23 protein-coding genes and 1 pseudogene are annotated in these 25,928 nt (G+C 58.8%); 10 read left to right on the top strand and 14 right to left on the bottom strand.

Going from position 1 to position 25,928, the window contains the following annotated elements:
- Positions 1-550: 550 nt before the first annotated feature.
- The 6 genes from ACSQ9D_RS28670 to ACSQ9D_RS28645 all read right to left on the bottom strand — a co-directional run bounded on the left by ACSQ9D_RS28670 (position 551) and on the right by ACSQ9D_RS28645 (position 8,189).
- Positions 551-1,642, bottom strand: coding sequence for a DMT family transporter (locus ACSQ9D_RS28670; RefSeq protein WP_436285238.1), 1,092 nt, complete (start codon positions 1,640-1,642; stop codon positions 551-553).
- A 12-nt stretch (positions 1,643-1,654) separates the two neighbouring features.
- The gene (locus ACSQ9D_RS28665; protein ID WP_436285237.1) at positions 1,655-2,899 is read right to left on the bottom strand and encodes a type III PLP-dependent enzyme; all 1,245 of its coding nucleotides are present in this window, start codon (positions 2,897-2,899) and stop codon (positions 1,655-1,657) included.
- Positions 2,900-2,930: 31 nt separating this feature from the next.
- Entirely contained in the window at positions 2,931-5,528 is a 2,598-nt protein-coding gene (locus tag ACSQ9D_RS28660) for a bifunctional diguanylate cyclase/phosphodiesterase (RefSeq protein WP_436285236.1), read from the bottom strand.
- A gap of 713 nt (positions 5,529-6,241) precedes the next feature.
- Positions 6,242-7,018 carry a molybdopterin-binding protein gene (locus ACSQ9D_RS28655; protein ID WP_436285235.1) on the bottom strand — a complete coding sequence of 259 codons (777 nt, stop codon included), beginning with the start codon at positions 7,016-7,018 and terminating at the stop codon, positions 6,242-6,244.
- The gene (locus tag ACSQ9D_RS28650; protein ID WP_436285234.1) at positions 7,015-7,857 is read right to left on the bottom strand and encodes a cytochrome b/b6 domain-containing protein; all 843 of its coding nucleotides are present in this window, start codon (positions 7,855-7,857) and stop codon (positions 7,015-7,017) included. Before ACSQ9D_RS28650 ends, ACSQ9D_RS28655 begins: the two co-directional genes overlap by 4 nt.
- An 86-nt stretch (positions 7,858-7,943) precedes the next feature.
- On the bottom strand, positions 7,944-8,189 hold the full coding sequence (locus tag ACSQ9D_RS28645; protein ID WP_436285233.1) for a pentapeptide MXKDX repeat protein: 246 nt from the start codon (positions 8,187-8,189) through the stop codon (positions 7,944-7,946).
- Positions 8,190-8,374: 185 nt separating this feature from the next.
- Here ACSQ9D_RS28645 and ACSQ9D_RS28640 point away from each other — a divergent pair, with 185 nt between their 5' ends.
- Both ACSQ9D_RS28640 and ACSQ9D_RS28635 read left to right on the top strand, forming a co-directional pair.
- Positions 8,375-8,923, top strand: a complete 549-nt coding sequence (locus ACSQ9D_RS28640; RefSeq protein WP_436285232.1) for a sigma-70 family RNA polymerase sigma factor — start codon at positions 8,375-8,377, stop codon at positions 8,921-8,923.
- Positions 8,920-9,564, top strand: coding sequence for an NrsF family protein (locus tag ACSQ9D_RS28635; RefSeq protein WP_436285231.1), 645 nt, complete (start codon positions 8,920-8,922; stop codon positions 9,562-9,564). Before ACSQ9D_RS28640 ends, ACSQ9D_RS28635 begins: the two co-directional genes overlap by 4 nt.
- 274 nt (positions 9,565-9,838) lie before the next feature.
- Here the strand turns inward: ACSQ9D_RS28635 and ACSQ9D_RS28630 are convergent, their stop codons facing one another.
- The 3 genes from ACSQ9D_RS28630 to ACSQ9D_RS28620 form a co-directional block, all read right to left on the bottom strand.
- A complete protein-coding gene (locus ACSQ9D_RS28630; RefSeq protein WP_436285230.1) occupies positions 9,839-10,132 on the bottom strand; it encodes a type II toxin-antitoxin system RelE/ParE family toxin in 294 nt (97 codons plus the stop codon).
- Positions 10,132-10,386: a type II toxin-antitoxin system ParD family antitoxin gene (locus tag ACSQ9D_RS28625; RefSeq protein ID WP_436285229.1), complete on the bottom strand. Its 255-nt coding sequence runs from the start codon at positions 10,384-10,386 to the stop codon at positions 10,132-10,134. The genes ACSQ9D_RS28630 and ACSQ9D_RS28625 overlap by 1 nt, the downstream gene beginning before the upstream one ends.
- Before the next feature lie 265 nt (positions 10,387-10,651).
- Positions 10,652-11,647, bottom strand: a complete 996-nt coding sequence (locus ACSQ9D_RS28620; protein WP_436285228.1) for a LacI family DNA-binding transcriptional regulator — start codon at positions 11,645-11,647, stop codon at positions 10,652-10,654.
- 180 nt (positions 11,648-11,827) lie between these two features.
- Between ACSQ9D_RS28620 and ACSQ9D_RS28615 the strand changes: the two genes are divergently transcribed.
- From ACSQ9D_RS28615 to ACSQ9D_RS28595, 5 genes are all read left to right on the top strand, one after another.
- Positions 11,828-13,072 carry an ABC transporter substrate-binding protein gene (locus ACSQ9D_RS28615; RefSeq protein WP_436285227.1) on the top strand — a complete coding sequence of 415 codons (1,245 nt, stop codon included), beginning with the start codon at positions 11,828-11,830 and terminating at the stop codon, positions 13,070-13,072.
- A gap of 83 nt (positions 13,073-13,155) precedes the next feature.
- The gene (locus ACSQ9D_RS28610) at positions 13,156-14,076 is read left to right on the top strand and encodes a carbohydrate ABC transporter permease (RefSeq protein WP_436285226.1); all 921 of its coding nucleotides are present in this window, start codon (positions 13,156-13,158) and stop codon (positions 14,074-14,076) included.
- Positions 14,076-14,939 carry a carbohydrate ABC transporter permease gene (locus tag ACSQ9D_RS28605; RefSeq protein WP_436285225.1) on the top strand — a complete coding sequence of 288 codons (864 nt, stop codon included), beginning with the start codon at positions 14,076-14,078 and terminating at the stop codon, positions 14,937-14,939. Before ACSQ9D_RS28610 ends, ACSQ9D_RS28605 begins: the two co-directional genes overlap by 1 nt.
- Positions 14,940-14,967: 28 nt before the next feature.
- A complete protein-coding gene (locus tag ACSQ9D_RS28600) occupies positions 14,968-16,899 on the top strand; it encodes a glycoside hydrolase family 127 protein (protein WP_436285224.1) in 1,932 nt (643 codons plus the stop codon).
- 10 nt (positions 16,900-16,909) lie between these two features.
- Positions 16,910-18,007, top strand: coding sequence for an ABC transporter ATP-binding protein (locus ACSQ9D_RS28595; RefSeq protein WP_436285223.1), 1,098 nt, complete (start codon positions 16,910-16,912; stop codon positions 18,005-18,007).
- A 62-nt stretch (positions 18,008-18,069) separates the two neighbouring features.
- Here the strand turns inward: ACSQ9D_RS28595 and ACSQ9D_RS28590 are convergent, their stop codons facing one another.
- A complete protein-coding gene (locus ACSQ9D_RS28590) occupies positions 18,070-19,380 on the bottom strand; it encodes an alpha/beta fold hydrolase (protein ID WP_436285222.1) in 1,311 nt (436 codons plus the stop codon).
- Positions 19,381-19,477: 97 nt separating this feature from the next.
- Between ACSQ9D_RS28590 and ACSQ9D_RS28585 the strand changes: the two genes are divergently transcribed.
- Complete coding sequence (locus ACSQ9D_RS28585; protein ID WP_436285221.1) at positions 19,478-20,623, top strand: M24 family metallopeptidase; 1,146 nt, start codon at positions 19,478-19,480, stop codon at positions 20,621-20,623.
- Positions 20,624-21,026: 403 nt separating this feature from the next.
- On the opposite strand, the gene ACSQ9D_RS28580 is transcribed toward ACSQ9D_RS28585, so the two are convergent.
- Entirely contained in the window at positions 21,027-21,371 is a 345-nt protein-coding gene (locus ACSQ9D_RS28580) for a hypothetical protein (RefSeq protein ID WP_436285220.1), read from the bottom strand.
- 168 nt (positions 21,372-21,539) lie between these two features.
- On the opposite strand from ACSQ9D_RS28580, the gene ACSQ9D_RS28575 reads away from it, so the two are divergent.
- Entirely contained in the window at positions 21,540-22,055 is a 516-nt protein-coding gene (locus ACSQ9D_RS28575) for a ribonuclease H family protein (RefSeq protein WP_436285935.1), read from the top strand.
- Between the two features lie 43 nt (positions 22,056-22,098).
- Here the strand turns inward: ACSQ9D_RS28575 and ACSQ9D_RS28570 are convergent, their stop codons facing one another.
- Positions 22,099-22,566 carry an MEKHLA domain-containing protein gene (locus ACSQ9D_RS28570; protein ID WP_436285219.1) on the bottom strand — a complete coding sequence of 156 codons (468 nt, stop codon included), beginning with the start codon at positions 22,564-22,566 and terminating at the stop codon, positions 22,099-22,101.
- A 594-nt stretch (positions 22,567-23,160) separates the two neighbouring features.
- On the opposite strand from ACSQ9D_RS28570, the pseudogene ACSQ9D_RS28565 reads away from it, so the two are divergent.
- Positions 23,161-23,461, top strand: a pseudogene (locus ACSQ9D_RS28565) (type II toxin-antitoxin system VapC family toxin); the annotation flags it as partial.
- Positions 23,462-23,859: 398 nt separating this feature from the next.
- Here ACSQ9D_RS28565 and otnK read toward each other — a convergent pair.
- Positions 23,860-25,140 carry a 3-oxo-tetronate kinase gene (gene otnK, locus ACSQ9D_RS28560; protein ID WP_436285218.1) on the bottom strand — a complete coding sequence of 427 codons (1,281 nt, stop codon included), beginning with the start codon at positions 25,138-25,140 and terminating at the stop codon, positions 23,860-23,862.
- 3 nt (positions 25,141-25,143) lie between these two features.
- Positions 25,144-25,920, bottom strand: coding sequence for a 2-oxo-tetronate isomerase (otnI, locus tag ACSQ9D_RS28555; protein WP_436285217.1), 777 nt, complete (start codon positions 25,918-25,920; stop codon positions 25,144-25,146).
- Positions 25,921-25,928: the final 8 nt, after the last annotated feature.

Here is a 25,928-nt window from a genome sequence, read left to right as displayed (position 1 = left end):
CAGGCCAAGCTTTCAGTCAGCTTTCAGCCATTGCAGCTAAAACTCAAAATCAAGAGCGACTGTTCGCATGGGTGCGCAGGACGAGGCTCTTTAAGCCAACTCAACCATCATTGCGCGCAGCCTTGGCGAAGGCATCCCGCGGTTGTCGGGCTGGAGCAGGTAACTGAAGTTGGTGCAGATCTGCGCGGCGTTGAGCATCTTCGCCCAGACGATCCGTTCGCCCAGCCTGAATTGAAAGATCCGGCGCTACCACACAAGGCGACTTGCCGCTCAATTTCAGCGTCACCGGCGTCAGACCCGTCAAGGACTTTCCCCGACGTATATAGACTAGGCCTTATTCGAAGATGGCGGCGGGCGGCCGCCGTCGGGCCAACTTCCCCAGCTTGGGTTCCCTATCCCACTTGCAGCAGAAGATCGGAAGTCGACTTCCTTGCATCGCCGTAGAACATGCGCGTGTTCTGTTTGAAGAATAGCGGGCTTTCGATGCTGGCGTTTGTCGCTAACGGAGGCTATGGCCTGAGGCAATCATATCCGAAGACCTCTGCCTCAGTTAACCTGACAGCGTCCTCGCAAGAGGTTCCGCACGATCCTCATCATGTTTGCGCGGATCGCCGTAGTCGTCTCCGATCTCGGCAAGTCGCTGTAGGAAACGGTTGCTCATGGCACTCGGCTCTTGTGGCGTTGAAGCCTCGCTCAGCGATTCTGGGATCGCTGTGCCTTTAATCCTGCTCCCGCTGTCACGTCCGGCCGTGTTGATCTTCTTTCGCGTCCAGAGGCTGGCGCTGGCGATGATGGCGCCACCGACGATCAGCACTCCGGCCCACAAGAGGGAGAGGTCGAATGTTGCCACAGTGAATGAAGCGACGAGAAGAGCCCCGACAAACGGCTCAACATAGGAGAAGGCTCCGAGCGCCTGAATGTCCCCTTTCTTCAGCCCATGGTCCCAAAAATAGATAGCGAGCCCCATAGGCAAGCAGCCAAGTGCAGCCATTGCCAGCCATTCCGCCGTCGTGGGCCAAACCCACTCTTCAAAGGACAGGTGCGCGATGTATGAGACGATGGCGGAAGCAGCGTAGAACATTCCGAGAGCCGATGAAGGAACTTCCGGCAGTGCTCTGGTCAGAACGGAATAAATCCCCCAGAGCGCCGCCGCAGCACCGATCAGTGAGAGATAGAATGTCGCTCCCGGCGAAAAGGACGCCTCGCTGCCAGCGTCAACCAGGCTGATGACGCCGGCCAACCCCATCATCGCGCCGACAATGTGCCACCATCGGAGCCTCTCTCCAGGGAGGAAAGCAGACCCGAGCACGATCATAAGCGGTGTCGTTCCCTGAAGAAGGGCTGCGGCTGCCGCGGGAGCCTTCTGCGTGGCATAGTAAATACAGGCATGGTAGCCAACGAGCGAAACCACCGTCAGCAGCCAGACGCGGGGCGGTTGACGAAAAGCGACAAGCGGGTGGCTCCGTGTGACAAGCCACACGAAGGGCGACATGGCGGCGGCAAAGAGAAATGCAGTCGCCACCGTCTGAAGAGGCGGGATGGCCGTGGTGAAAGTGACAAGTGTCGTCTCGGTGGCCCAGAGGACGACCCCCACAGCTCCGACCAACGAGGCGACCAAACGGCTCGAGCAGACTAAAGACATCGCGCTTTGCCTCTATTCACCCAATGCCACGACGTTGTCGGTGTAGAAACCGTTGAACTGTGTGCGCATCGACAGGCTGTACGCACCCATCATCCCGATTTCGATCCAGTCGCCCTCGCGAACGTCTCCAGGCAGATTGAACGGTGCTCCCAGCACATCGTTCGAATCGCAGGTCGGCCCATAAATCTTGAAATCGACATTAGGGGCCGCCGATCGCACGCCGCTCCTGACAAGCCGGGTCGGGCGGTGCTCCTTGGGGTGACCAAGCTCCTGCAACGTGCCAAAAACGCCATCGTTAATGAAAATGCTCGATCCTCGGCGCATTACGACTTGAACGATTATCGTCCCCGCCGTTGCCACGAGGCTCCGGCCTGGCTCGCAAAGGACGATGCAGCTGCGGGGCAGCTCGATCATTCGGACCGCTCGGACAATATTGCCGAAATAGTGCTCCCGTCCCTCGATCTTGTCGCCGGGATAGGGTGCTGGAAAACCACCACCGACGTTCAACACACTCAGGGGAACGCCCGCCTTGCTAGCGACCTTCCCAGCGAGTTCCACGGCTGCGGCAAATGCCCCGGGTGCCAGACACTGCGAGCCGACGTGGAACGAAATTCCGGCCCTGATGCCTCTGGCATGAATGGCCTTTAACATCTCGGCCGCGTCGTTGGGCTGGGCACCAAACTTGGTGGCTAGGACATACCTTGCATCAGCCGGACGTGTAGCAAGGCGGACGGCAATAACCAGGTCGTCCCTGGAGCCGGCTTCCTCGACGATCTTTTCAATCTCTTCCATACAGTCGGCGGTGTAGAAGCGAATACCATGATGTTCGCTTGCAGCACGTATGGCGGGACGTGTTTTCGCGGGGTTGTTGAAAAACTGGCCGGCAGCCTTGCCAAACATGCCGTCGATCAGACGTATCTCATCCAGCGACGCGACGTCAAAATCCGTGATGCCGGAACGATAGAGGGTCTCGAGCACGAAGGGGTGCGGATTGCACTTAACCGCATAGAGCGCCCGGCCGGGAAACGACTGAAAGCTCTGCGCACACTCCCGCAACTTCGAGGGCGAAATGCAAAAAACCGGTTCTGTGGGCTGCAACTCGGCAATAACAGTGTCGACGTCAGGATAGCTCGCTAGCGGAGTACCTGTGTGGCGAGCCTTCTCCAGCGATGGAATAGAACTTTGTATCCATGCCTGGAGTTGGCGCGGGGACAAATCCGACTCGTCCAGGACGGCAGACGCGGTTTGCGCGGTCATTTCAATTTTCCCGTCTGATTTCGGTTGGCGGCTAGGCTGCTACGATGGACATTATGTCCGACCCTTCCCAGCGATCGATAAACGCGGTGAGTTCTGATGCCGTGATGGGCTTACTGAAATAAAATCCCTGGAGCTGGTCGCAGCCTTCATTGGTGAGGAAGGTAGCCTGCTCGATCGTCTCGACGCCCTCCGCGGTCGTTACCATGTTCAAGCTCTGGCCGAGACTGATGACCGATTTCACAATCGCGCCAGACTTGTCCTTGCTGCTCATATCTCCGATGAAGGATCTGTCGATTTTGATTTTGTCGAACGGGAACGAGTTGAGATAGCCCAAAGATGAATATCCCGTCCCGAAGTCGTCCATCGCAATCCTGACACCGAGGCTTTTCAGACCGTTCAATATCTCGAGCGCGGCCGTGGCATCGTTGATAAGGACACTCTCGGTAATTTCCAGTTCCAGGCGCGCTGGATCAAGGCCTGTTCGAACAAGAACACCGCTGACGGTGTCGACAAGTTCACGGCCCCGAAATTGGACGGGCGAGAGGTTGACGGCGACCCGGAGCTGGGGCCACTCGAGCGCCTGCAGACAAGCTGTTTCAAGAACCCATTCTCCAATGGCGACAATCAGACCCGTCTCCTCTGCGAGTGGAATGAATTCCGCCGGTGAGACAAGACCCCGCGTGGGGTGGCGCCACCGCACGAGCGCCTCAACGGCGGCCACTGCACGCGCCTCAAGATCGATGAGTGGCTGGTAGTGAACTTCGAGCTCGTTTTTGAGGACTGCCTGGCGCAGGTCATATTCCAACGCCTTGCGGGCCTGAAGCTCCACGTCCATTTGGGCTTCGAAGATCTTGTAAGTCGCGCGGCCGGCTTGCTTTGCCCTGTAGAGCGCGATGTCGGCATTCTTCAGGAGCCGCTCGGGATCGTTGTCACAAGTATCCGCAACCGCGATGCCAACGCTGACGCCGATATGAAGGTCCTGGCCGTCGAGTTGGAATGGGGCTCTTACGACCTCGATAAGCCTTCGGCTGAGTTGTTCGGATTCAAGAGGCTGGTTTACACCGACCTGGATGATCGCGAATTCGTCGCCGCCGAGCCGGGCGACGGTGTCGGTCGAACGGACACACCCCAAAAGCCTGTTCGAGAGTTGCTGGAGAAGGATGTCGCCAGCGCCGTGTCCAAGCGTATCATTGATCTCTTTGAAGTGATCGAGGTCAAGACAGATGATGGAAACGCGTGACGCCTCGACGGCATTCGCCGCCAATGCGATGTTGAGCCGTTCGCGGAAGAGTACCCGGTTCGGCAGGCCGGTGAGAGCATCATGGTGTGCCAGGTGCGTTGCTCGCTCCTGTGCCTTGACCTCCTCGGTAATATCGGTTGCCGTGCCACGGAAACCGAGGAATTCACCGCTCGCACTTGTGATGGGACGCCCTGCCAGCCGGCAGATACGCGTTTGGCCACCTGCATCGCGGTAGCAGCATCTCAGATCCCGAAATGACGTCCGCTCATGGGTTTCCTCGATCAGCCGGCGCCAACCGTCGGTATCGGCGTCGCTCGAAAAAAACTGTTCGAGCGTCTTGCCCAAGACGCTCGCGGCCGCCACGCCCGTCACTTCCGTGAAGCGGGTCGAAAAGTATACCAGCCGCAGAATGCTGTCGCTCTCCCAGATCCAGTCCGAGGATGCCTCCGCGACATCCTTAAACCGAGATTCACTCTCCTTGAGCGTCTGTGCATAGGCTTCGACTGTCTTGGCCGACTCCTCCAGAGCGCGAGTGGACCGGCGAGCATTACGGACCACCAGCAAGGAAAATGCGGCGAGGATAACAAGCGCGACTGCCAACGGCGGCAGGATGAAGCGGAGCAACTGGTAGCCGGGCTTAGCTGGGAACCAGGTAATCGAGCCGAGGTAAACCCGATCCTGCGTAAGCAAGGGGATCGACGCCTCTGCGTCGATGGGCTTGGTGGGCGAGATCGCCAACCCATTCAGAAGATAGTCGCGGCCGATGCCGTCAAGGAACTTCTGATCAAGTTTCTTTGCGAACACCAGCATCGACAAATCCCCAGGCCGAACCGTCGATCTTTCGATGGAAGGCGGAAGAATTCCGGTGGCTGCGACAATGAACACGTCTTCCCCGGACTTGATGATGCTTGTGACGGGATCAGTCTGTATCGAGGCGACATGCAGGAGATCTTTCAAGCCATGAGGCATCATTTGGAGCGCATCGACCTTTTGGGGTGCTCCGTGGATCACCGCATAAACGGTCTTGCCGCTCGGATTGATCGCAAAGGCCATCTCATAGCCCAGACCTTCGTAAATGTTTGCTCCAACGTTTCCGTCGGTCGCGGCCCATTCGGCGTTCACCGTCTCGTGGAGGTTCTTGTATACATCTTCCCAAACGGCGTAGTCGCGGAGGTTGCGGGCAACTTCTCTCGCCTTAACCTGAAGGGCGGTGGTTGCGAGTTTGGTCGAGGCTTCGACCTCAAGTTTGTTCTGACCGCTTGCGGATACAAGCACGAAACCCAGCACGACCGCGATTGCAACAACCACGATGCTGGCCATGGGGAAAATGATACGTCTGGTGAAAGTCTCGCCCGACAGAGTCGGACTGTTTAAACTGACTGTATTCATGGCACCCCGCCCCAGTTTTGTTTCTTGAATACTATGTTTCAACTACAAACGAGGCGTTAAAATCTGAAGTTGCACAATGCTACAGTTAATTAAAGGTTACATTTGATGAAATTGCTTCGCTTCCCCCGAAAGCACCTATCTTGCGACGAACATCGGTACGGGGCGCTATCGAGAGTTGCGAGAATCCAGTTCTCTAACATCATGGGTTGTCTAATCGTACTCTGTTCGTCAAGGTGGTGTAGGCATACTGCATTTTCGCCGTGTTGCGCGAGATGCAACGCGGCGTGAATTGATTGTTTGGATCGGGCCTCAGCGGCCATGTTTTCTTCAGACCTGTCCAGTGCCGGGAGCAGGGTTGTCTCCGCGGTCGACACATGGTCGCCGCATAACGCTACGCTGCCAAATTGACTGATAATGACAGGGAGCGCGCTTTGTTGCTCGGCAGGGCCGATTCTCCCCCCTGCAGTCTGGATATTAAACTGGCGAGCCGGTTCCCTCTTGGCGCCTAGTTCCGAAAATTCGGTGTGCCACCTGTTCTGTTCCGCTTACATGGACGCGTAATATCCAACCGCGTCAGGCGACCTTCGACATAAAAGAGACGACGGCGGTGGGGGCCGTCGCGTGCTTTGCCCGCATGAGGAAATCAACAGCATCTCGGACGCGCTTTACCTACGCCTCACAGTGGCAAAGCGGATTCAAAGCCCTCGCGGAACTCATATCCCGGCATACCATTCATAGCCGCGATCCTCCCAGAAACCACCATTACCGCCATAAAGTTGGCCGAGGTCCGCGACCGCTTCGATGCCGGTCAGGTATTTCGCCTGCTTGTAACCGAGTTGCCGCTCGACCCTGAGCCTCAACGGGGCTCCATGCGCAACTTCCAGGTCGCGGCCGTTCATCGAGTAGGCAAGGATCGTCTGCGGATGGAAGGCATCAACCAGATCGACGCTCTCATAGTACCAGCCGCGGCCGTCCAACGTCTTTTCGTATTCATCCGCGCAGTGGAATACGACGTAGCGTGCCTCAGGCTTCAGCCCGACCGTCTGCAGCAGGACGCCAAGCGGGAGGCCCGTCCATTTGCCGATCGCGCTCCAGCCTTCGACGCAGTCGTGCCGGGTGATCTGTGTGCGCGATGGCATCGCCTTCAACTGCGCAAGCGAGAACTGAGACGGCTTTTCGACCAGTCCACCGACCTCCAGCCTCCAGTTCGAGAACTGGCGACCCATCCAGTCGAGATATTGCGGGTTGTCCGGCATGCTGGTGCCGTTCGAGCGAAAGACCGGCGAGAGATCCGCCTCGCTGAATTCGCGGGCGAGCGCATTGTCGCCGAGCAGGAAGCGCTGCGTCTTCATGCTGAGACCCTCTGCGATCTTCAGGACCGACTTCGTCCGGTCGCTTTCGACCAATGCGTCGCAACCGCTCAAGCCCAGTGCAGAGGCGGTCAGGGTCGAACCGATCAGGAAGCGGCGGCGGGTAATAAGGCGGCTCATTGTCTACCTCCCTGTTCAATGGCGTAATAGCCGGTGATCATCGAACGCAGATTGTTGAAGACACCCGACAGGATCACCATGGCGACATGCACGACGACGAAGGCGACGAGCGAGAAGGCGGTCAGGAAATGGATGGTGCGTGCCGATTGACGTCCACCGAAGACATCGAGCAGCCAGGGCGCCACAGCATTGAAGCCCGGCGACATGGTGAGCCCCGTGGCGATCATCAACGGCAGCAACACGAAGATCACTACGAGATAGGTCAGCTTCTGCAGCGTGTTGTAGTGCCGTGCCTCCGCTCCCTTCGGAAAGCGCAGCCGGGCATGGTTGACGACCTCATGGCCCAAATGAGCAAGCGTCAGTTCATTGCCGGTTGGAGCGAGATCACGGCGGAAATGCCGGCTTAACAGCCCATGAACGAGATAGGCAATGCCGTTGAGGACGAACAGCCAGGCGAAAAAGAAATGCCAGCGTCGGCCGGTCGACAGGTCTTGATAGCTTGGAACGGTGAGCCAGCTTGGAAATCCCCTCACTGTCGCCTCGCCGTCAACATTCGAGAAACCAAGGAAGCCGGTCGTGTTGAAGGTGAGAGAACCGATATGCGTCAGCCCCTTAACCTGGTTGCCGTCTTCGACGGCTTCCATGGAAATGAAGGAAGGGTCGTTGTCGGCTCCATACTTGCCCCAATAGAGCGCCGGATGAGCATTGAATATCTGCAGACCGCTGAACAGCAGCACGGTGAGGGAAAGCACGTTTACCCAATGCGAGAGGCGGACAGCAAGGCTGTGGCGGTAGATGAGCGTGTGGCCGGTTTCCCTACTGGAATCGATCGTCGCCATGATTGTTCTCCGGATGTATGAGAGTTCGCAGGAGAAGACGCGGCCGCCGCGGATAAAGTTTCAGCGGCCGCGAGAGACGAAAACGCTTACTTCATCGCGTCGCAGGCCTTCATCATGTCGGCCTTTTTCATCGCGTCCTTTTCCATGCCGGCCTTGTGCATGCAGTCCGTCTTGGTGCTCGACTTCATGGCATCCTTTGACATCGCATTGCTCTGCATATGGTCCGTCTTCATCGCATCGGACTTCATGGCGTCTTCAGCCGACGCGGCACCCGCGAACGAAAGGCCGACGACGAACATGCAGGCTGCAAGGCTGGAAAGAAGCTTGGTCATGGAATTCTCCTAGAATGGGATTGTCGTGTCCGCCGGCTGCGTGCCAATGGCTCACACCTGCCCATTCGAGCGAGCCTCGAAATGCGTTACAGCCTCACGCGGATGTGATAGATCGGTGATGCCAACCATTTTTTGATCTGCCCTGTAACCGATTGGCTGCTTCTCCGAATGAACTCGCTGACAACATGACGATCGCTCATTCGGAAGAAGCCCTGAAAGCATTGATGCTTCTGTCCCTTGATGGGGACGAAGCCGCCTATCGGCGTTTACTGACCGCTTTGCGCGTGCTGCTTGTCGGTTACTACAGCCGCAGGATGGCTACGGCGACGAAAGCGGATATGGAAGACCTGGTCCAGGAGACGTTGCTGGCACTGCATTCTCGCCGGTCCACTTATGACCGAAAAAGACCCTTCACAGCCTGGTTCTTCTCGATCGCCCGCTACAAGTTGATCGACCATCATCGCGGCCGCGGTGGACGCCGGCTGACCGAGACCGAGCTTGGCGAGGAGATCGAAAGTGACTTCAGCGAGGATACGCTGACTGCCCGCATGGATGTCGAGCGGTTGCTCGACGGGTTGTCACCGAAACAACAGGAGCTGATCCGGCAGGTGAAACTGGAGGGCCACTCCGTCGCCGACACTGCAAACCGCACCGGTCAGTCTGAATCAGCCGTAAAAGTCAGCATCCATCGGGCGCTCAAGGCGCTCGGAGAGAGATTGCGAGGCGCATCGTGACAAAGACGAACGACATCATCGAAAGCCTGGTCAGCGACCTGAAGCCGGTGCCGCGCAATGCGCCATGGCGCCGCTTCGCGCTTGGCATATTGCCGGCCCTCGGGCTCTCCCTGCTGCTGATGCTGACCATCCTCGGTCTGCGGGTCGATATGCCCGAAGTGCTGATGCTGCCAGTCTTCTGGATCAAATCGACCTATAATGCACTGATTGCCGTGGCGGCTTTCCTCACTCTCTATCAGCTTTCCCGCCCCGACGGTTCTGAAGGTCGCTTTTTCGGTTTGCTTACCACGATCTTCGCCGCCATGGCCGCGATCGCAGCCACCCAGCTCATGATGGCCCCCATCGAGACTTACCGGGCGCTGATCCTCGGTTCTTCGGCACTCCATTGCCCGCTTCTCATCTTCGGTTTCGCGATGCCTGTCTATGCAGGGACGATCTGGGCACTGCGCCGCGGGGCACCTATGGACCTGCGGCTAACGGGGCTTGTTGCCGGTATAGCCGCAGGGGCAGCCGGCGCCTGGGTCTATTCCTGGTTCTGCACCGAGAACGGCATGCCCTTCGTGCTGATCTGGTATTCACTTGGCATCCTGCTGACCGGCGCGCTCGGCGTCCTCACCGGTCCTCGGCTGCTCCGCTGGTAGATCCTTCTCAGCTTGGCGACTGTCCATCAACACCGGAAGTGGAACGCTCACGATCAAAACGGCTCGCCTCCAATCGACCGAACCGGTAGAAGCCGCCGAATTGGCCACAAGAGACTGTTAACCCCCGCCTTGAGAAGGGTCGAACCGCAGACCCACTCTGTTCTAGCGCGTAGGATGACAGCAATTTATGGAATGCCAGGTCATTTGAGACGCGTTACATTCCTGGCCGCAATGCCCGTCATGCAACTGTGCTTATTCGTTCAATCGGCGAGGCCTAAACAGGATCGCCGGCCCATTCTTCATGTCCATGGCGTACTCGGATCACGAAAATGGTTCCGTTCTCTTCGATCCGGTAGACAACGAGATGGGCTTTGAACGGATGGATCCTAACCGGCGGCGAAATCTCTCCTCGCTCACGTACCATTCGCGGATTCGCGGCAATCAGGTCAAACACCGCGAACAGCTCGTCATGATACCGCCTAGCCTGTGCGGATCCAAACATGCGCACACCTTGCTCGGCGATCGCAATGATGTCCTCTTCCACTTCGACAGAAAGGCTAAAACGCATTATCTGCTGCCGCGCGTAGTCTCCACGCGCGCGACTGCCGCGGCAAAGAGTTCGTCCTTCGACCGGCTGCCAACACCACTTTCGAGACCGTCATCGACGAAGCGTTGCATGGCGGCAATCTTATCACTGCGCGCTTGGTCCCTCCGAATAAGGTCGCGCACATAGTCACTAGCATTGGAATATCGGCCGGTCCTCGCTTGCGCCTCGACCCACTCTTTCATTGGGTCCGGTAAAGATACGTTCATCGTAGCCATTCGAGCCTCCATATGCGCCCATGTTAGCGAAACTTGGCAAAGTTTGTCAAACTCGATCACTTTGGACACGCGCATCAAGCAGATTGTCCCCGCTGACGACCGTTCGGTGATTTGCCAGCAGTACAGCACGTGCTTTGCTGACTTGTGCCTTCACCGGCTTCTGCCAATGCTGGATCACCAGGCGGAAAGGATTCAACGCGAGGCAATTCCCAACCCTCATATGACGTCAGGCTCCTGTGACCGCCTAGTTGTACTATGCAGTGCGTCAAGCAGACCCCCGGACGACGAGTGTGCAGGGCAACCGCTCAACACGAGCCTCCAGCTGTTCGCCTCGTGACAAGCCGAGAATCGCCAAGCCAGCTTGGTGGCCAAGCTCCTTCAGTTCCATGTCGATCGTCGTCAAAGTCGGACGCGTCTGCTTTGAGACGACCTCCCAGTTGTCGAAACCGACGACCGCAATGTCGCCAGGGATGGAAACGTCCCTGTCCCGCAAAGCATCGATAACGCCACGCGCGATCTCGTCGCTGCCGCAAAAGATAGCGTCCGGCCTGGGGCCGGGTCGCGCAAACACCCTTTCAATCGCCGCATGACCCCATTCTTCGGACCATTCGCCGAACATGACCTCGGCCGAAGGACCAACGAGTCCTCGATAAGCTTCGGCGCGGATACGAGCCGCGAGGTAATTCTTCTCACCGGTGATGTGCAGTATCCGCGACCGGCTCAGTCCTTGCAGGTGCTGAACTGCCAGGCGCGCCCCTTGCGCGTCGTCCGGATGAAAGCTGACGCTGTTCGACGGTCCCTGCGCGAATGCGTAGACGACAGGTATATTCAGTCTGGTCAGCTCTGGTGGCGGTTCCAGGTCGATACGCGTGGCGGTGAAGATAATGCCGTCAACTTGCCTGTCGAGGAGCGCTTCGAGATGCAGTCTCGAGAGGCGTGGATCGTTATTTGTGGCGCACAGAAAGAGAGAGACGCCGTGATCCACGAGGATTTCCGACACGCCGGCGGCCATTGGCAGCGTCAACCTGCCATAGGTGTCGTTGGTCAGCATGCCTATCGCGTGACTGCGCCTCGTCAACAACCCACGCGCGAGCGCATTTGGCCGGAAGCCGAGTTCTTCGGCAATCCGCCTGACCTTTTCACGCGTCTCCGCGTTGGTTCGTCCGGTGCCGTTAAGCGCGTTCGAAGCCGTCGAAATGCTCACTCCGGCGGCCTGCGCCACATCGCGGATTGTATGGCGTCCGCCGCTTGACTGCTTCAACTCGACCTCCGTTTAAGTGTCATGCTAAAACCTTTTAGCAGAAATAATCATGATGTTAAAAGGTTTTAGCAAAAACCCGCCTCGAGAGCCCGCTCACCCTGTCGACATAAAAAATTTTCTCAACTAACGTCATCTCCGTTCTGAGGCCCGTAGGGGCAATATAAAAGAAGGGGAACACGCATGTTACGTCTAAGATCGACAATTGCCGCTGTCGCGTTGCTGACGAGTTCTTCTCTCGCCAGCGCTGAAGAAATCACGCTATGGGTGCGCACATCGTCCGGCGCCGTACTCCAGGGCCTGGCGGAAAAATACAACGCCTCACATTCCGACAAGGTCAACGTCACCCAGATCACGGCCGAGCAGATGGTTCCGAAGCTCGGCGCTGCCATCGCCGGCGCGGCAGCTCCGGAAGGCGCCGTCCTCGACCTGATTTACCTGCCGACCTTCGCCTCTAACGAGAGCCTTGAGGATATTACAGGCTTCGTCAAGGATCTCCCCTACGCCGCTGCCCTCAGCCCGTCGCATATCCGTCTGGCAACATATGATGGCAAGATCTACGGTGTTCCTGCCCTGCCCGATGCCTCGATCATCGCCTACAATACCGACCTCTTCAAGAAGGCGGGTCTCGACCCAGACAAGGCACCAGCTTCACTGGAGGAAATCGCCGCTGCTGCCAAGAAGATCCATGCGCTGGACAAGGAAACCTATGGCTTCTATTTCGTTGCCAATTCCGGCAGCTGGCTGATTTACGACTTCCTACCGCATCTGTGGGCTGCGAACGCCGACGTGCTGAGCGACGACGGCCGTACCGCCACCGTCGACACACCGGCGCTACGCGACACCATCGCCGCTTATCGCGACATGTGGCAGGCTGGTGCCATCCATCCGACCTCGCGTTCGGGCAACGGCAACAATGCTGTCGAAGCCTTCGCCTCCGGCAAGGTCGGCATTCTGATGACCGGCTCCTACATCGTCAACCTGCTGACCAGCAAGTACCCGGACGTCAAGTTTGCGGTCGCTCCTATCCCGGGCCCCAAGGGCGGTGCGTCCAGCTTTGCCGGTGGCGACACGTTGGCGCTCATCAAGGGTATCAGCGAGGAAAAGAAGAAGGTCGCGCTCGACTTCGTCAAGTTCTACATGGAGCCCGAGCAGCAGGTCTACATCACGCAAGAATCCGGAATGCCGTCGCGCACCGACCTTACCAAAGAAGCCTATGCCAAGTTCGACCCACGCAACCTCACCGCCTATGACATTTTGGCTAAGGCCCGCACGCCCTATACCTTCTCCTCGGACGAACTGTTCGTCAGCCGCACCGGCCCGTTCCTAAACCTGATCCAGGGCACGATCTTTGGCGAAGACGTCGACGGCTCGCTCAAGAAGGCGCAGGACGACTTCACCAAGATCCTGGACCGCACGAATCCCTGATCCATCGTGTGCGGGGCGCTCGTCGCGCGCCCCGCAGCTTTCGGGCTGCCGACGCGCGGTTTTTAAAGTTTCAAGGAACGACATTGGTCGACACGCCGACAAAGCATCCAATACAGCCGATTGCCGGGGATCCGGAGCCAAAAGGCTGGCTGGGACTGGCTTTCATCCTGCCAGGTTTCCTGTTCATCCTCGTCCTGTTTATCATCCCGCTTGTCATGACCGTCTGGATGAGCTTCTACAACTGGCCGCTGCTCGGCCGGAAGAAGTTCATTGGTCTTGCCAACTATAGTGAATTGCTGGGCGACATGCAGCTGTGGCATTCACTTGGTTTCACGATGCTCTATAGCGCGCTGGTGACGGCGGCGATCTTCCTCGTCGCCTTTCCGCTTGCCCTTCTGGTCGACCGCCCTTTGCGCTCGGCGGGTTTCTTCCGCACGATCTTCTTTATGCCCGTTGTGATCGGCTTTGGCGCCGCCTCAACGCTTTGGATGTGGCTGCTCAATCCAGATAGCGGCGTATTCGCCCAGGTGCTGCGTGGCATCGGCCTGATCAGCTCGGCGCCCCGGCCGCTCGAAAGTTTCTGGCCGGCGCTCGCGGTGATCATTCTCATGGTTGTCTGGAAAACCTCCGGATTCACCATGGTCATCCTGCTGACTGGACTGCAGGGAATTTCAAACGACGTCATCGAGGCGGCGAAGATTGACGGCGCAGGTGTCTTCAGTCGTTTTCGGCGGATTACCTTGCCACTCATGCGCAATTCGCTGGTATTGGCGCTGGTCCTTAACGTCACATCGTCCATGCTCGCCTTCGACCAGTTCTTCATCATCACCCAGGGCGGGCCCGAGAACAGCACGATCTCGGCGGTATTCTCGATCTATCTGGCGTCATTCTCGTCCTATCGTCTCGGCTATGGCTCGGCGCTGTCCTTTGCGCTGCTGGTTGTGCTGGTGGCCATCAGTGCCATCCAATTCGTGCTGCTGCGCGAGCGTCCGGAGGAAGGTTGATGACAATGGCCCCGTCCAAGGCTAATTCGCGTGGCGGCCAGGCGGCCTACCTGCTCTTCCTGCTGGCATCGATCCTGTTTGCGATCTTTTTCATCATGCCAATCGTCTGGTCCTTCGCCAATTCCTTCAAGCCCGCGGCTGAGGCACTCGCAAATCCGGCGGCTCTGTTCTCCAAGACCTTCTCGCTGGAGAACTACAGGCGCCTTGAGAACGTCGGGGCCGGCTGGTACGTCTATGCCGGGAATTCCATTCTGATCGCCCTGGGCACGGTGGCCTTGACCGTCATCGTGTCAGTGCCGGCCGGCTACGGCTTTTCGAAGTTCAGGTTCCCCGGCCAATCGATCCTCTTCGTCCTCATTATGGCGACGATGATGATCCCGTTCCAGTCGATCCTGACGCCGCTGTTCCTGATCCTGAAGATGCTCGGCTTGCAAAACAGCATCTACGGCCTGGTGCTGATCTACGTCACCTTCCAACTGCCGTTCTCGGTCTTCATGATGCGAAATGCTTTCGACGCCGTGCCGAAGGCCCTTATCGAGGCCGCGCGCATCGATGGTGCGTCGCAAGCCACGATACTGCGCCGCATCATGCTGCCGATTGCGCTGCCTGGCGTAGCAACGGTGGCGATGTTTGCCTTCCTGAACTCATGGAACGAATTTCTGGCCGCCCTCATCTTCCTGTCGGACCAAAACAAGTTCACCCTGCCGATCATGCTGGTGAACGTGTCCTCTGGTCTCTACGGCATCATCGACTGGGGCGCGTTGCAGGCTGGTATCGTTGTCACAATGATCCCCTGCATCCTGCTCTTTCTTCTCTTGCAACGTTACTACGTGCGTGGCCTGACCGCCGGCGCCGTGAAATGACAGCGGCCCGTCCGCTCAAGGAGCTACCATGCCTATTGCAGAAAAATTCCAGCAGCGCTCCCCCATCGAGCGCTATATTCCGGCCGATTACAGCCGAGTGACATTTGACGGTGGCTTCTGGAAAAGCTGGACGGATACGGTCCGCGACGTGACTATCCCGACCCAACATATGCGCTTGGAAGAGGAAGGATTTCTCGAAGTGCTCGACTTCGATAAGCCTGCCGGCCCGCTGGTCCGTCCGATCCAACCGAGCGGTCTGTCGATGCAGCACTTCTTCGATTCCGATTTCGGCAAGTGGATCGAGGCGGCGAGCTATACGCTGAAGAATAATCCGAACCCGGACATTGAGGCGAAGATCGACTCGATCGTCGAAAAGCTCGAAGACGGCCAGATGGCGGACGGCTATCTCAACAGCTGGTTCATCCGCCGCGAACCGGACAAGCGCTGGACCAACCTGCGCGATCTTCACGAAATGTATTCGATGGGGCACCTGCTCGAGGGCGCCGTTGCCTACTACGAGGCGACCGGCAAGCGACGTTTCCTTGATGTGATGATCCGCGCCGTCGACCACATCATCGACACGTTCGGCCACGAGCCGGGCAAGCTTCGTGGTTATGATGCGCATGAGGAGATCGAGCTGGCGCTCATCAAACTCCACCGGGTGACCAAAGATCCGCGCCACCTCAAGCTCGCAACCTACTTCATCGACGAGCGCGGTCAGATGCCATCCTACTATGACGAGGAAGCTCGCAGGCGCGGCGAGGATCCCGCCGACTACGTCTTCCAGACATATGCCTACAGCCAGGCGCACATGCCCGTGCGCGGGCAGACCCAGGTGGTCGGACATGCCGTGCGCGCGATGTACCTCTTCTCAGCCATGGCCGATCTCGCCTTCGAGAACGACGACGAAAGCCTGAAAGGCGCCTGCGACCGCCTCTTTGACAACCTCGTGGGACGCCAACTCTACGTGACCGGTGGCCTTGGCCCCTCTGCGTCAAATGAAGGCTTTACCCGTGAATACGACCTGCCGAACGAGACGGCCTACGCCGAAACCTGTGCAGCCGTCGCGCTCGGCTTTTTCAGCCACCGAATGGCCCAGATCGAACTCGACAGCAAGTTCACCGACAAGCTCGAAACCGTGCTTTACAACGGTGCGCTTTCCGGGATCTCCCGCGATGGCGAGCACTACTTCTACGAAAACGTGCTCGAAAGCCATGGCCAGAACCGCCGTTGGAAGTGGCACTATTGCCCCTGCTGCCCAACCAACATCGCTCGCTTCATCACCTCCCTCGGCCAGTACTTCTACTCGACCAAAAGCGACGAGGTGGCGATCCATCTCTACGGCGAAAATGCTGCCGAACTGTCGGTGGGCGATGCCCTCCTGCGCCTCAGGCAGAAGACCGAATACCCGTGGAACGGCGATGTCAGAATCGCCTTGGGCCTTGATCAGCAGAAGCACTTTGCGCTTCGTGTGCGCGTTCCCGGCTGGTGCCGCAATGCGACGGCCTTCGTCAATAGCGAGAGCATCAGGCTCGATGTGGTCAAGGGTTATGCGGCAATCGAGCGCGAATGGCGCGACGGCGATGAAGTGCGGCTGACCTTCGACATGCCCGTCGATCGCCTCTATGCCCATCCAGCTGCCACCGAGGACAACGGCCGCTTTGCGCTTCGTCGCGGACCGGTAATCTTCTGCGTGGAGGAAGCCGATCTTGGCACGGAGCCACAGCGGCTAAGGCTGCCGACGCGAGGCGAAATTGCAGTCAGGTTCGACGGAACGCTTCTCGGCGGCGCGACGGTGCTGGAGGGCGATGCCATGGAGGCCGACGCGTCTGACTGGAAGGAGACACTTTATCGCACGCAGCCGCCTGCACTGAAAACGACACGGTTCAAAGCGATTCCCTACCACCTCTGGGCCAATCGCAAGCCCGGCGCGATGGCCGTTTGGCTGCACGAGAAGTAAGGAGGCCACGATGGCACGGCTCGAACTACGAAATGTGGTCAAATCCTACGGAATCTATGAAGCCGTGCGCGGCATCAATCTCGAGATCGAGGACAACGAGTTCGTTGTGTTCGTCGGCCCATCTGGCTGCGGCAAATCGACGACGCTTAGAATGATTGCCGGACTGGAGCACATAACTGCTGGTGACATCGTCATCGGCGATCGGGTGGTCAACCGCCTTGGCCCGGGCAAGCGCGATATCGCCATGGTGTTTCAGAACTATGCTCTTTACCCGCATATGAGCGTGCGGGAGAATATTTCCTTCTGCCTCGAGCAGCAGAAATTGCCAAAATCCGAAATCGACAACCGCATATCCCGCGCAGCTGAAACGCTCCATATCACCGAGTTGCTGTCGCGCCGTCCGGGCCAACTCTCGGGCGGCCAGCGCCAGCGTGTCGCCATGGGCCGCGCCATCGTCCGCAATCCCAAGGTCTTTCTGTTTGATGAGCCGCTGTCTAATCTCGACGCCAAGCTGCGGGTACAGATGCGCACCGAGATAAAGCGCCTGCACCAGCTCCTGCCGACAACCACCGTCTATGTCACACACGACCAAGTCGAGGCCATGACCATGGCTGACCGCGTCGTCGTCATGAACGGTGGCATCATCGAGCAGGCGGGGCCGCCGCAGGAGCTCTACCACCATCCAGTCAGCCAGTTCGTGGCCGGCTTCATCGGCTCGCCCGCGATGAACTTCCTCGCGGCAAAGCTGGAGGCCAACGGCGACGGACTTATAGTGGTGCTCGAGGACGGCAGCCGGCTAACGGTTCCTCCGGCCCGGGTCGAAGGCTACAAGGCGCATGCCGGTAAACCTGTGGTCTTCGGCATCCGGCCGGAATCGATATCGAGCCAGACGCCGAGACCTGGATTCGAGACCATTGAGGCGAGGATTGATCTGGTTGAGCCACTGGGGCCGGAAACAATGATCTATTTCAACATCGGTCCGGTCGTTATTTGCGCAAGCGTCGATCCTGAAAGCGATCCGCGCCCTGGCACCAGGATGCCACTTTCTTTCAACATGAACCGTATGCACCTTTTCGATCCAGCCGGCGGCAGGTCGCTTTCGGTCTGACGTTTGACACAGGTACGGACGGGGCGATCAACGGATAGAAGCGAACTCTTCCCCGATGCCCCTCATTGGTCTGCGCTACCGAGCGGCCCGCCCCGATCTCGTACCATCTGCCTGAGCCGCGAAAAGACGGCTGATGATTGACGCACGCCGTCATGTTCAAATTCGTTGGTGACCCAGCTCTGTATGTTGCCAACAAAGCGTGCCGTCTCCAACGAGAGTTCCGCGTCAACGTACATGTCGTCGAAGTAGACTGCAGCGGCCACCGGAATCTCGTTTGATGCCAGCCGGGTCGGCTCGTACAGTGGCTCGAACCGATTATAGCGTGCCAAGGCTTCCACCGCGTCGCGAAACGGCCGCAGTGAGCGGATTTCCTCAAACATCCACGGGTACATCATCTCGCCGGTCAGATAAAGCGGGCGGCACAACTCACCAAACTCCACAAAGTCCGGCCGGACACGTTCGGCCGCCCATCGCGTCGGCGTTGTCGCCTGCCCGTAGATGCTTTCCTGCAGTGCTGCGAACATGGGGTTGCTATCATAGGAGGTCAGGGACATGACCGCGCCAAGGAAGGCATCGGAAAACCTTGTTTCCTCAGGATCGGCAAAGGCTTCATCAACCAGCCAGTGCACGTTCTCATAGCCGGGCGCCATCCCGAAATCGATGCCGATTGTCTGAAATCTGCGAACCGTCAGGCAATCTCCGTCGGGAAGCCTCACGTCGCCTTCAGCGATGCGGTCAGCAATGCGCGCGATCCGGTCGCGATCTGCCGGATATCGCTTATAAAACTCGCGGTTCTTCGCGGCAACACGCGGATAGGTGCGGCGATAAACGTCATCGGCCGTGGCCGATAACCCGGCCAGTCCACCGGCGACATAGCAGGCCGCCAATCCTTCCGGTGCCTGCGAGAGATAAGTGAGTGTCAAGAAACCGCCGTAGCTCTGTCCAAGCGTCTCCCATCGTCCGCCCCCGAAGACAGTCTTTCTCAGATGTTCGCAATCGGCGATGATGCTGTCGGCGCGAAAATGACTGAGGTAATCGGCAGCCGCGATCGCATTCGCGAAATCCGCCATGGTGGCGCTCTCGATGCGCGTGCTCCGGCCAGTGCCGCGTTGGTCGAGGAGAACGACGCGGTGTGTCTTGAGTGCCTCGTTAAGCCAGGGTGGACCGCTGCCGACTGGACGCGGCGACTTTCCGCCGGGGCCACCCTGCAGGAAGAGCAGGATAGGCAACTTGCCTTTCCTGCGTGTCGCATCGCATGCCTCGCGCGCGAACACCTTGATCGTTGCACCTTCCGGACGCTTCCAGTCCAGCGGGACGTCGACCAGATGGTCACGGATATGAATGCCGGGGATGGTGTATTCGCTGATGAGCATATTGCGATCGGGATATACGTGTCGACAACTTGCCTACAATTACCCTATCCTGGAATCAAGCATCTCATTTCAGCATTGATCGCAGGTAGATAATCGCGTGGCACATTCGGTCTGGTCTCATCCCGTCGCGGCAATTACGCAAGAGGAGCGTCACGGTCGCCTGTCGCGACTTCGTGAACGCATGCAGGCGAATGGCGTTGCGGCTACTTTCCTCGGGCCAAGTGAGAGCCTGCGCTACTTCACCGGCCTCGTCTGGCATCTTAGCGAGAGGCTGCTCGGTGCAGTCGTGACGGACGAGAAACTGACCTACATCGTCCCCGGCTTCGAACGTAGTCGCGTTGAAGCACTGTCCCACCTGCCCGGCGACATCCTTAGTTGGGAAGAGGAGGAAAATAGCGTCGGGCTCGTTGCGCGATTGGTGGGCCCGTCCGGTAAGCTTTCACTCGACGATGCACTTCCCCTGGCCTTCTATCACGCATTCGCCGAAGAGATGGGTGCAGCGCGGCTTATCGACGGCGGGCCTATCCTGCGCACGCTACGGGCGGTCAAGTCGCCGGGCGAGATTGCCCTGATACAGTATGCGATGAACATTACTTTGGGCATCCACCGTGAAGTCCGCGACACGATCACGACCGGCATTGCCTCGTCGGACGTCGCCCGCTTCATTGACCAAAAGCATCGCGATGCGGGTGCCGACAATGGTTCCAATTTCTGCATAGTGTCATTTGGATCCGCGACATCGCTGCCGCATGGCGCCGATGGTGAGCAGATCCTGGAACCGGGAGACGTCATCCTCGTCGATACCGGCTGCCGCATTGACGGATATCACTCCGATCTGACGCGCACTTACAAGCTTGACGGCGGCGATGACGAATTCGAGCGTGCCTGGGCCATAGAGCGTGAGGGGCAGGAGGCTGTGTTCGAGGCAGCAAAGCTGGGAGCGCCCTGCGAAAGCCTTGACGCTGCGGCTCGCAACGCATTAGCCCAGCATGGCCTCGGCCCGGATTATCGCCTGCCCGGCTTGCCGCACCGCGCCGGTCATGGCCTTGGCCTCGAAATCCATGAGGCTCCGTTCATTGTCAGGGGTAATAGAACACCACTTGTTCCCGGCATGTGCTTTTCGAACGAGCCAATGATCGTCTTTCCCGGTGCATTCGGCATTCGACTAGAGGATCACATCTATATGACCAAGGACGGTCCGCATTGGTTCACGACGCCGGCAGAAAGTCCGACGGAGGTCTAAAATCTCCTTCTCGCAGTGTCGGCCTTCGCCGATAGATCCTTTAACGGCGGCTGAGATCCTTAGACTGGGCGCGCCCTCGAGGGAATCGCGCAACGCCTTTATCCATGGCGTCGTCCGTGCCGAACTGGAAGTCACTGCCTTCACCAACTTGCTGCTGACGCTTTTTAGACTTTTCGGGCTGTGGGTTCTTGGAAGTATGTTGGCTTTGGCCTCGAATGGCTCAAGCTTTACGTGGTGACACCGTCGATTGGCTAGACGATATTTTGAAGCCGGCAACGCCGTAAGATGTCGCCCAGAAATGTTCGAACCACGGCCTCGGTCTCTGCCTGCGCCTATGCGTGCTACTTTGGAAAAGACCGATTCCGATGGTAGATAAATGGCAACCCATCGTCGCTGCTGGCGACTACCTGCAGACCCGAAGGCTCTCCATATGCCAGCCGCCGTCATAGGCGTTCGGCACGCGGCGATCTTCAAACCAGCAACGTGGCGGAGGCGGCGGCGGTGGATCGATGTAGCGTGGACCGCTGTTGTTGACGATTGCGCCACCGATCAACCCGCCGATCACTCCAGCGGCCAGACCACCGGCAATCGCTGCGCCGTTGTCGTGATGATGATGGCGCCGCGGTGGTGGTGGCGGATTGTCATAGTAAGGTCTGCGCCACTCCTGGGCAGACGCCGTGTCGACGACGGCAAATCCGCTGGTGGCGACAATTGCTATGGTGACCGCTAACAAGACTAGCTTCTTCATTATTGCTCCGTCTAATTGAGGGCATACCCCCAAGCGAACGAATTGCACGCTCACGATTAACGGCTCATGAACGACACTGCACTCGCTTCCTCCAATGGCGGCGAAATGGGGACTGGCTGGGAAGGGAATGTTCCACCTATGATTTCTGCTGGGACGAGGGGCAATTGCATGGAAGCGGCAGGGAGTTCTGAAACATGGATAGGGGTACCCCGCCAGGGCCTTCATGTTTTTGCGGATGGTTGCTGCGAACCCCGCTCCAGACAGGGCGGATGGGCCTTTGTGGCCTACCGCAACGGCGTGGAACTCGCGTTCGGCTTCGGCGGCTCGTTAAACAGCACAAATAACACAATGGAGTTACTGAGCCTGTTCAACGCCGCAGGCTGGATCAATCGCGAGAGTACCAATGAAAGGGCTACCGTGTGGTTAGACTCTGTTTACGCAGTGAAGGGCTGCAATATCTGGAGGCCGATCTGGAAGAACAACGGCTGGCGGAAGGTGCGTGCGAATGCCAAGGCCAGAAACCGAAAAATAGCCGATACGGAGCTTTGGCAGAACGTTGATCGTGAGCTCTCGCGAAATCCGCTCATCACCATAGCTTGGTGCAAAGGTCATTCAGGAATTGATGGCAACGAACGGGCGGACGAGCTCGCAGATCAAGGCCGTCGATCACTCCTTAAGACCTAATTCATGCCATATGTCGATGGGGCCGGACAACTTCATACTGTACTTAGACGTCGGTCCAGCTGGAAAAAGTTGCGGCCTGGCCACTCGTCCTGCCGTGCTCATCGACAAGCTGCCAAACAATTCCATTCTCTACCCAGAAGTGCTTTCCAGGTTTGGTCACGCGCAGCCCCCGGTAGTCGGTAATGTAGCCCCGCCGTGCTACGGCATCGAGGAGCCGCTGCCGCTCTTGTCGGTCAGGCGCCTCAGCGGACAATCGCGACGGCAGCTTCGTGAACTCGTCCCATGTATATCCGAAGCGCGTCTGGGCGGCGATGTTGGCATAAACGAAAAGCGGATCAGGAGCAGTATTGTGGGCCAGAACGACAAAGGGCGCTGCACGATAGAGCCAGTCGGGGCCCTGCTCCGACGAAACAAGCGGCTTGCCGACGAGCCGGTGAAAGCTACCGGTCAACAGTTTGAAGAATTCCAAGTCAGCGGCCAGACCGGCCGACCTAGGGTGCTGATCTTCCATAGTTTCGCTCCCTCTGCGAGATATGGGTGGGCGTCCGGACATTACCGCCCACAGAGCAGCTATGACGGATCGGAAACAAGGTCTGACATATCAAAGCGAAGCAATGCCGATCACCTTCTAGGCGTCAAACAGCGACGACGGCAACTCAACAGTGAATCGGCTCGCTCCCGCAAGACGGATTGCAACTGCTTCTCGCAACAGAGCAAAGCGCAGTTCCAACGCCGTGGTCTCCGGCGATCTTGGCAGCAGGCTTAACTCAACAGCGAAAAGGTCAAACTCCCTTCCCAACGCGGTTTCATCAAAAGGTGCGTTCACGTGCTCACGACCGATCGTTTATTTGAAGACTCACTCGGCCACCGGTTTACAGCCAGCGATAAGACCGCGCCCAACCCTCGTGCAGGCATGCTGAATATCCAATGAACCATCTCGCCGCACGGTGTAGCAAATTGGGACGAGTGAGGTGCGAGCCCCGGATCATTTCCCTGTACTCATACCAATATGAACCACTCGTTCATATGGCCTTCAAGGAGCCGTCCTGGATGACCGCTCCGCTGATGAGATCATCGGCTATGACGGGAACGTGCTGCCAAACCGGAAGCAGCGTCCTTCGAGAGCCGCATTGCCGACGATCCTATCCGCCTGATCTCGTCCGCCACCGTGCTCGAAGCCGCGCGATGGTCCTCGAGACCCGTCTCCGCGAGCCTGGCGCAACGAGCTGGCGCTATGGTTGCACAAGGTCGGCGTCGAGATCGTCGCTGTCAGGCGCGCCTGGCGCCGCTGCAAAGGCCGGCATCCAGCCGGGCTGAACTACGGCGATTGCTTCTCCTATGCACTCGCCGCCCTCAGCGGCGAGCCGCTGCTCTACAAGGGCAACGATTCCTCGCAAACCTACATAATGAGGCATACAATGGAGAACCCTTCGTCACCACCCGAAAACGTCCCTGACACGAGCGATGCTGGCGGCGACACTGACCGGAATTCACGACACCCCATTCCCATTCCCCTCCCCCTGCTCGCGCTTCTCGAAGGTCTTGCCGATCGCGCCCGCACTTACGTCGAGGCCGCCCGTTCCGCCAATACCCGCCGCGCCTATGCCGCCGACTGGAAGCATTTTGCCGCCTCGTGCCGACAGGCCGATGTCGAGAGAGACTTGAGAACAACGATGGCTTCGGGTGCAAAGTCTTCGATTACTCTCCGCGCGGCATTGAGAACCAATGCCACGCGGAAGGCCAAATGCTCAAGGACCGCTAGCTCGACAGGTCCATGATCTCGCCGTGTCCGCTGGTATCTTGCTCAGTGCATCATCGCCAGCGCGGTGGTGAAGAAATCCTCGCCGCCGAAGTTTCCCGATTTCAGCGCCAGCAGCATATCGCCCTGCGCATTGCCGATCGTGCGCAAGACCGGCACGCCGGGCGCGATCTCCGGGCCGATCAGGAAAGCGGGAATGGCGAGCCTGTCGACCGCCGCCCCCGAGGTTTCGCCGCCGGCGATCACCAGGCGCCGCACGCCTCTTGCCACCAGTTCGGCGGCGATGATCGAGGTCGCGGTTTCGATCGCGTGGCCGGAGGCCTCCCGCCCGTATTGTGATTGCAGCCGGGAGACGGTTTCAGGTGCCGCGCTCGCGGCAACGACGACGGGACCGGCGGAAATGCGGTCACCAGCCCAGGAAATCGCCGCGGCAATCTCATCCGGACCGGCAAGCAGCCGCTCCGGATCGAGCCGCAGAACGGGCATCGACCGTTCGGCGACGTCGAGCTGATGCAGCGTTGCCTTGGAACAACTGCCGGCAACGATGGCGGAAAGCCCGCCCACGGGACGAATGGCGTCCGCCGTTGTAGCGCCGCCGGCAGAGGCCAGACCCGAGCGGACGAGTGCGCGGGCAAGACCGAGGCCGAGACCCGACGCGCCGGTGGACACCGGCGTTTCGAGAGCGATCTCGCCGAGCGTCTCGAGATCGCGTTCGAAGACCGCATCCGCAATCGCCGTCCTGACACCGGTGACCCGCAGGGCCTCGAGCCTCGCCTTGACGGCGCCGGGTCCGGCCGCGATCGACGCCAGGTCGACAAGCCCGACGGCACCGTGCGACTGTCTGGCCATCACACGTACGAGATTGGCGTCGTGCATCGGATTGAGGGGGTGGTCCTTGAGCGGGCTTTCGTTCAACAGTTGCCCGCCGACAAAGAGGTGGCCGCAATAAACGGTGCGTCCCGTTTCCGGAAAGGCGGGCGTCACCAGCACCAAGCCACCGCCCGCGGCATCGCTCAATGCCTCGGTGACCGGACCAATATTGCCGGCATCGGTGGAATCGAAGGTCGAGCAGATCTTGTACAGCACATGGGTCGCGCCCCGCCCGCGCAGCCATCGTTCGGCCCTGGTCGCGGCCGTCACGGCGTGAGCGGTCGGGACGGAGCGGATCTTCAGAGAGACGACGACCGCGTCGACATCCGGCAGTGCCAGCGACGGATCGGGGATGCCGACCATTTGCACCGTGCGCAGGCCGTTTTTCGTCAGCGTGTTGGCGAGATCGGACGCACCTGTATAGTCGTCAGCGATTGATCCGAGCAATATAGCCATCGTCTAGCTCCGTGCAAAAGGTCTGAACCAGCCAAGACCGTCCAGCGTGTGGCCGCGCGGGATGTACTCGCAGCCGATGAAACCGTCATAACCAAGGCGGTCGATTTCCCCGAACAGATAGGAATAGTTCAACTCCTCCCCATCCGGCTCGTTGCGTGAAGGTACGCTGGCGATTTGGATATGGCCGGTGATCGAGACCAGGCGACGCAAGGCCATGACCACGTCACCATGGATGATCTGGCGGTGATAGATGTCGAACTGGAGCTTCAGGTTCGGCAGGCCGAGCTCCGCGATCAGCCGCTCGGCGGCGCCGAAGTCATTGAGGAAATATCCAGGCATGTTTCGCCCGTTGATCGGCTCAAGCAGGAGGTCGATGCCCTCCTCTAAAAGCCGCCCGGCGGCGTAGGCGACGGAGTGTCGGTAACATGAGGCCGCGTCTTCGTCATCGGGATCGGCAAGGCCTGCCATCAGGTGCAACCGCCTGACGCCCGTCGCTGCCGCGTAGTCCAGCGCGCGCTCCACATCCGCCTTCAACGCATCGAAACGTCCGGGAAGCGCCGCGATGCCCCGCTCGCCGGCTGCCCAGTCGCCCGGCGGCAGGTTGAACAAGGCCTGCTGCAGATTGTTGCGAGCAAGCCGCTCGGCGAGCGCTTCCGGCGCGGCTTCATAGGGAAAGAGATATTCGACGGCGACAAAGCCGGCATCGGCCGCGGCGTCGAAGCGGTCGAGGAACGGCCATTCGTTGAACATCATCGTCAGGTTGGCGGCGAAAACCGGCATGGTGGCGT

The organism is Rhizobium sp. LjRoot258, assembly GCF_964254185.1.
GTDB lineage: Bacteria > Pseudomonadota > Alphaproteobacteria > Rhizobiales > Rhizobiaceae > Rhizobium.
This window is presented reverse-complemented; position numbering and strand designations above follow the sequence as displayed.